Source organism: Stenomitos frigidus ULC18, assembly GCF_003003795.1.
In the GTDB taxonomy this organism is placed as follows: Bacteria; Cyanobacteriota; Cyanobacteriia; order Leptolyngbyales; family Leptolyngbyaceae; genus Stenomitos; species Stenomitos frigidus_A.
In genome coordinates this window covers 1-4,726 of the sequence record NZ_PVWK01000035.1, presented here as the reverse complement: position 1 = coordinate 4,726, position 4,726 = coordinate 1, and the positions used below count along the sequence as shown (strand labels likewise).

Genomic DNA, 4,726 nt, shown 5'->3' with positions numbered 1-4,726 from the left:
TCATTTCACGCGTGACTCATCTCTTTCTAGCTTACAGAGACAGATGTAGAATTACATCTTAATAAATCCACGATCCTTAGAGTCCAGACTGGTCACGTCCGTATCGATTTAATCGACATCACGGATAATTGTCACGTTGCCACGGCAACTAAGGGCATCCCTAACCTGCCAGTAGCGGGCGTCGTCTATGTCAAAGATTATGCCAAGAACACGGGGATACTGGTGATGCTGGTAGCAGTAGGCATTGTTGAACCCACTGGGAAACCATTCCCCCAAACCCAACGGGTACAGTGGAGTGCTGCCGTGAAAGACCGCTTGGAGAACCAGCTGCACAAGCTCGTCTGTAGCCACGCTATCACTGTCCAACGGGCAGACACCGCGATCGCCAACAACTGGATCGCGGCCTATAAGAAGTACATCGGCACAAAGCCCCAAGCCACTACCCCGGAACAAGATTGATCGCCCCACGCTACTAAACCCTGATGACCTGATGACTATCCCTTAAACTCGTAATTTCGTGAAGCTTGGTACAATTAAGTCAGCGGTTGAAGGCAACTGTATGAAACTGGCAGCACTGAAAGAGAGAACCTATCAGACCTGGCTCATTGATTACTTGATCGATGACCCAGAAACGCCTGTTCAGACTGCTACAACCGACTTAGCGTTTAAATCTGTTATTCGTGACCGCTTTGGTGACTTAAGACGGAAGGCTACTTGGGAAGCGGCTTTTGCCACCATTGAGGCCAAATCGATGTATGACCACTTCGACGAGCGCCACTTCCTTATCGAACATAACTTCATTGAGTTTCCTGAGCAGTACGGGTATAACGAATATGTGCCCCAAATTCTGGAACAGTTCTTACAGCTGAAGGGTGGCATGGAGTGTATCGTCTCTGGTTTGCAGTCAGTGCTGAAGAATGGGCTTTTTGCTACCACCAAACCAGCCATACTCAACTTCCTCCAGCTCGGCTACCAGGTCGCTAAACGGCTAGAGCTAGAGCAAGCTTTTAGCAGCGCGATGGCAGATTCCCTGCCACTGCTGACCGCCAGTGCCGCATAGTTACCAGTCCCCTCTGAGCCTCAGAAGCACACCAGGCAGTGGTCAACAAACTCGCCGAAGCAAAGCCATGACTGACCTCAACCCACTCATGCCGTTAGAGGTGCTGCCCCATAAGCTCAAGCAGCTCACAATGGGAAAGCTCGCCTTGGCGGATATCAAACAGGTGGTGCAACTCCAAGAGGAAGGGGTCAGTGAGTACCCATGGCTAGCGGTAGAGGACGTGGAGTTAAGCTCAGACGAAGCAACCCAGCTCAGGTTCATGCAGAGCAAGCTGACTCATGAACCCACCCACTTACTCAACGAAGCCACGATCTGGTCACGTGCCATCTATCCACTGTTACTACTGGCAGAACAAGGGGACATTCGTGCCTGGTCTGAAGTCCCACTGGCGGCTGAGTACCCTACCTTTCAGGTGAGCGGCGTTGCCGATGGCGTCCTGGGCAAAACCTTGGCAGGACGGATGGTAGCACCTTACCTGGTCATGGTTGAAGCAAAACGCGGTCTGGGAGGTGAAGACCCGATTCCCCAGCTCTATGGTCAACTCTTAGCAGCAGCGCAAATCAACCAGGCAGCACAGGCACAGGAGACGCAGCAGCTTTTTGGTTGCTATACAATCGCGGACAACTGGACGTTTGTGAAGGCAATCGTCTCTGAACTTGACAGTGAGCGTCCGGTACTAGCAGTGCAGTATTCGCAAGAGTTCTCGGAACGCTTTGAGAGTGTCGCGATTCTGAAGCTGCTCAAACGGATGGTACAGCGTAGACCGACCTGACCAGCACCCGAATGAACGGTGTTCATTACTAAAGGGCTGTTGTAGAATAGGGGCATTCACGAGCCTGGTACAATGAAACTGGCAGCACTGAAACAGAAAGCCTACGAGACTTGGCAGACGCTGTACACAGTAGAAGGTGCGTTTGTCCAGATCAGTACGCCTGTGCATGACCAGGTGTTTAAGCAGGAAGTGAGAAGCTACGGGGACTTACGCCGTAAGCAGACCTGGGAAAAAGCCTTTACGTCCCTGCTGGCAAAGCTGCTGTACGACCACAATGACGATGCGAGAACCCTCATCCTCTTGCACTTCCTGACTTACCCAGAGCAAGAAGGGTTTGCGGATCTGCGTCCCTTATTGGTCGAGCAATTCCTCATGTTTCCCTATGGCCTAGATTGTCTGCGGGAAGGGCTAAACGATATCGCGCAGCGTGGTACTTCAGGTTATAGTACTTCTGTATCGACGCTGCAAGCTTTCGCCCATGAGTGCCACACCACCGCCCTCCGACTCGGACTCGGACGAGCAGCTGAACCTGCTACCGGACGTACCCTCCAGCCCGCCGCCTAAAAAGGGCAAACGGAAGGGCAAGCAGCCGTCAACCGACCTCACGCACCTGGACGCTGTGCTGGCTGACCCGACCACCCTGCATACTGAGCGGTTGGACATGCGGGATGCGCTCACGGCGACGATCAAGCGCTGCAACGGTTCGCAGCAGGCGTATATCAAGATCACTGCTAATATCTATCGGCACGGCTTCGGGCATGAGTCTGCACGCTTGTTCTACGAGTCGTATAGACTACCGCCCAATAGTCGCAAACTGCTTCCGGCTGGCGTCCTAAGAGTCCTGCTGGTGTATGAGTTCTCCATCATGCGAAGACTCGATCGGCATGTTGTGACTGCCGAGGCTCAACCAGCCATTGATGATGAACTCGTAGAGCAATCGAGACTCGCAGTCCAGGCAACCAAGCGGTTTCTGTATTGGCTGGACTGCGGCAAGACGTTGCCCGGAGGCAGTTGAATGGCTACAACCGTTTAGCGGGAGGTCTGACGATGGACTTGTCTTTACGCTACCCCCCTGGCTCCCGTGTCGTGGACTTTCCGGGGCTTGACTCCGAACGGTTTGGCACGGTCATCGAGTATCGTCCCATGCGCGATCGCGAGGGGCTGTTCCCAGTAGTCAAGTGGGATGCGGGTTATGCCTCTTTCTCTTCGCCAGAGTGGGGGCTGAAGGGCTCAGGCACAAAGTTGGAACGGTTGCGGGAACGGCTCAGCCAAGACTTTCCAGGGTGCAGTGCCGAAGAACGTAAGGGCTCCGTGTACATCAAGACACCGGGTGCTGAGTTCAAGCTTGTGTACGGCAAGCTGGAACCCTGTATTCCTAGTCCACGCTACAAGAAGCTGTCGGTTGTTGTGGCAGCGCTTTGGACTGAAGAAGTTTGGCTGTAAACGCCACACCCTAGAACCCTCCTCACCCCTCCTCACCCTCCTTTTCTCATGGCCAGAGTGTCGTTTCTCGTGCGCTCCCATGCCACAACGTACCGTAGTCAGCTTGCTCCTGGAAATATTCTTGGCATTGTGTTCATACTGATCGTCACTAGCCTCGTACAGGCAAACCTGGGGCTCATTTATGCGGGAGGGGCCTAATGGTCACAGCATGGCAACACAAACACATTTTTGAGCGCTGGAGAGGCTATGGACAATAGACCTGTTGCTTTATAGAACCAATTTGACATCTTTTATAATGGTGAATGAAGGCACCTACAACGCTCTAATCTAGTTTCTATGGCTTATTCCAGTAGTCTCAGCGATGCTGAATGGGCCATGCTTGAACCGCTGTTGCCGCAGCTATTACCGCAGAAGCAGCGGACACGCCCTTGCCATTGGACTAAACGAGCGATCCTTGATGGCATCCTCTATCCACTCAAGAACGGTTGCCATTGGGCAGACTTGCCCAAAGACTTACCGCCCTACTCAACCGTCTATTGGCACTACAAGCAGTGGCGGGAAGCCGGGGTCATCGAGCCACTGATGGGGGTCTTGCCTGGACAGGTGCGTAAACAGGTCAAAAAAAAGCCCCAGTGGACGACGTTAATCATCATGGACTCGCAAGCCGTGAAAAATACCTGCAACGCCAGTGTGGACTCGAAGGGCTTTTGTTTCGACAGAGCCACCAATGGGATTAAAAGACATTTAGCCGTTGATACGCTTGGCTTTCCCTTCTTCACTCACTGCACCAAAGCCAGTGTTTCAGATGATGCGGGCTTGGTTGAGAGGCTCACTGTACAGTGACTTTTTATTTGTCGTGAAGACAAATTCGTGTCGTTAAAGGAGCAAGGCTAGATCTGGCTTGCTTCTCCGCCTCAAGCCAGCTTGGTCATCCTGCTGGCCTGCTGCTAGGCTGCTGAGCGCACTCTCTCTGCAACCCTGCAACAGAGAGGGGTTTGCTCAGCGACACGAATTTGTCTCGATGTCATTTAATTTGGCACTGTACAAAAACGGTACGACTTCCGGGAGTGGGTAGTAAAAAGTTTTGTCAGCCGGATTAAGTCGGAACGCCCAGGCAGGGAGCGCCACCAGCACGGTAGCTGCCGTTAAGAGGAGCGGGAGTCGCAGTGGGTAGTTGGTAAGCATGGAGTGTGGACAGAAGCGTTGGCGGTAAGTGCAATTGTACTATAAAGCGGAGGGGACGACTGAGGGTCGAAACCACTCCCCTTACCTCCACCTTCACCCGCTTTCGCCCAGGAAAAACCACAAAGGAGCCGCGCATGGCACTCACACTGCAAAGCCAAATAGTAAACCTGGTCAACGACAATGACCTCGTTAGGAGATTTCTAGGAATGAATTTACCCGCTAGCAGGTTGAATAAGGATATCCCATTTTGGTAATTCTGGATTGCG

The 4,726-nt window shown here is 52.7% G+C and carries 9 protein-coding genes; 8 read left to right on the top strand and 1 reads right to left on the bottom strand.

Going from position 1 to position 4,726, the window contains the following annotated elements:
* The first annotated feature begins 225 nt into the window (after nucleotides 1–225).
* From C7B82_RS07430 to C7B82_RS31375, 8 genes are all read left to right on the top strand, one after another.
* Nucleotides 226–459, top strand: coding sequence for a hypothetical protein (locus C7B82_RS07430; protein ID WP_106255671.1), 234 nt, complete (start codon nucleotides 226–228; stop codon nucleotides 457–459).
* A gap of 58 nt (nucleotides 460–517) precedes the next feature.
* Nucleotides 518–1,060, top strand: a complete 543-nt coding sequence (locus C7B82_RS07425; protein WP_146141082.1) for a hypothetical protein — start codon at nucleotides 518–520, stop codon at nucleotides 1,058–1,060.
* Between the two features lie 67 nt (nucleotides 1,061–1,127).
* Complete coding sequence (locus C7B82_RS07420) at nucleotides 1,128–1,832, top strand: hypothetical protein (RefSeq protein WP_106255669.1); 705 nt, start codon at nucleotides 1,128–1,130, stop codon at nucleotides 1,830–1,832.
* A gap of 72 nt (nucleotides 1,833–1,904) precedes the next feature.
* Nucleotides 1,905–2,396, top strand: a complete 492-nt coding sequence (locus C7B82_RS07415) for a hypothetical protein (RefSeq protein WP_106255668.1) — start codon at nucleotides 1,905–1,907, stop codon at nucleotides 2,394–2,396.
* Nucleotides 2,311–2,847: a hypothetical protein gene (locus C7B82_RS07410; protein ID WP_181357388.1), complete on the top strand. Its 537-nt coding sequence runs from the start codon at nucleotides 2,311–2,313 to the stop codon at nucleotides 2,845–2,847. The genes C7B82_RS07415 and C7B82_RS07410 overlap by 86 nt, the downstream gene beginning before the upstream one ends.
* 32 nt (nucleotides 2,848–2,879) lie before the next feature.
* Nucleotides 2,880–3,275 (top strand): hypothetical protein, encoded by a 396-nt coding sequence (locus C7B82_RS07405; RefSeq protein ID WP_146141081.1) that lies wholly within the window; start codon nucleotides 2,880–2,882, stop codon nucleotides 3,273–3,275.
* A gap of 48 nt (nucleotides 3,276–3,323) precedes the next feature.
* Complete coding sequence (locus tag C7B82_RS32025) at nucleotides 3,324–3,473, top strand: hypothetical protein (RefSeq protein WP_181357387.1); 150 nt, start codon at nucleotides 3,324–3,326, stop codon at nucleotides 3,471–3,473.
* Nucleotides 3,474–3,611: 138 nt separating this feature from the next.
* The gene (locus C7B82_RS31375; protein ID WP_245939779.1) at nucleotides 3,612–4,118 is read left to right on the top strand and encodes an IS5 family transposase; all 507 of its coding nucleotides are present in this window, start codon (nucleotides 3,612–3,614) and stop codon (nucleotides 4,116–4,118) included.
* A gap of 253 nt (nucleotides 4,119–4,371) precedes the next feature.
* Here C7B82_RS31375 and C7B82_RS33055 read toward each other — a convergent pair.
* On the bottom strand, nucleotides 4,372–4,726 hold a 355-nt coding region (locus C7B82_RS33055), incomplete at its 5' end, for a hypothetical protein (protein ID WP_219904115.1).

Coding starts and splice junctions, on each gene's coding strand:
- C7B82_RS31375 (WP_245939779.1), top strand. CDS start 3,612: ATGGCTTATTCCAGTAGTCTCAGCGATGCTGAATGGGCCATGCTTGAA.
- C7B82_RS07415 (WP_106255668.1), top strand. CDS start 1,905: ATGAAACTGGCAGCACTGAAACAGAAAGCCTACGAGACTTGGCAGACG.
- C7B82_RS07405 (WP_146141081.1), top strand. CDS start 2,880: ATGGACTTGTCTTTACGCTACCCCCCTGGCTCCCGTGTCGTGGACTTT.
- C7B82_RS07410 (WP_181357388.1), top strand. CDS start 2,311: ATGAGTGCCACACCACCGCCCTCCGACTCGGACTCGGACGAGCAGCTG.
- C7B82_RS07430 (WP_106255671.1), top strand. CDS start 226: ATGCTGGTAGCAGTAGGCATTGTTGAACCCACTGGGAAACCATTCCCC.
- C7B82_RS32025 (WP_181357387.1), top strand. CDS start 3,324: ATGGCCAGAGTGTCGTTTCTCGTGCGCTCCCATGCCACAACGTACCGT.
- C7B82_RS07420 (WP_106255669.1), top strand. CDS start 1,128: ATGACTGACCTCAACCCACTCATGCCGTTAGAGGTGCTGCCCCATAAG.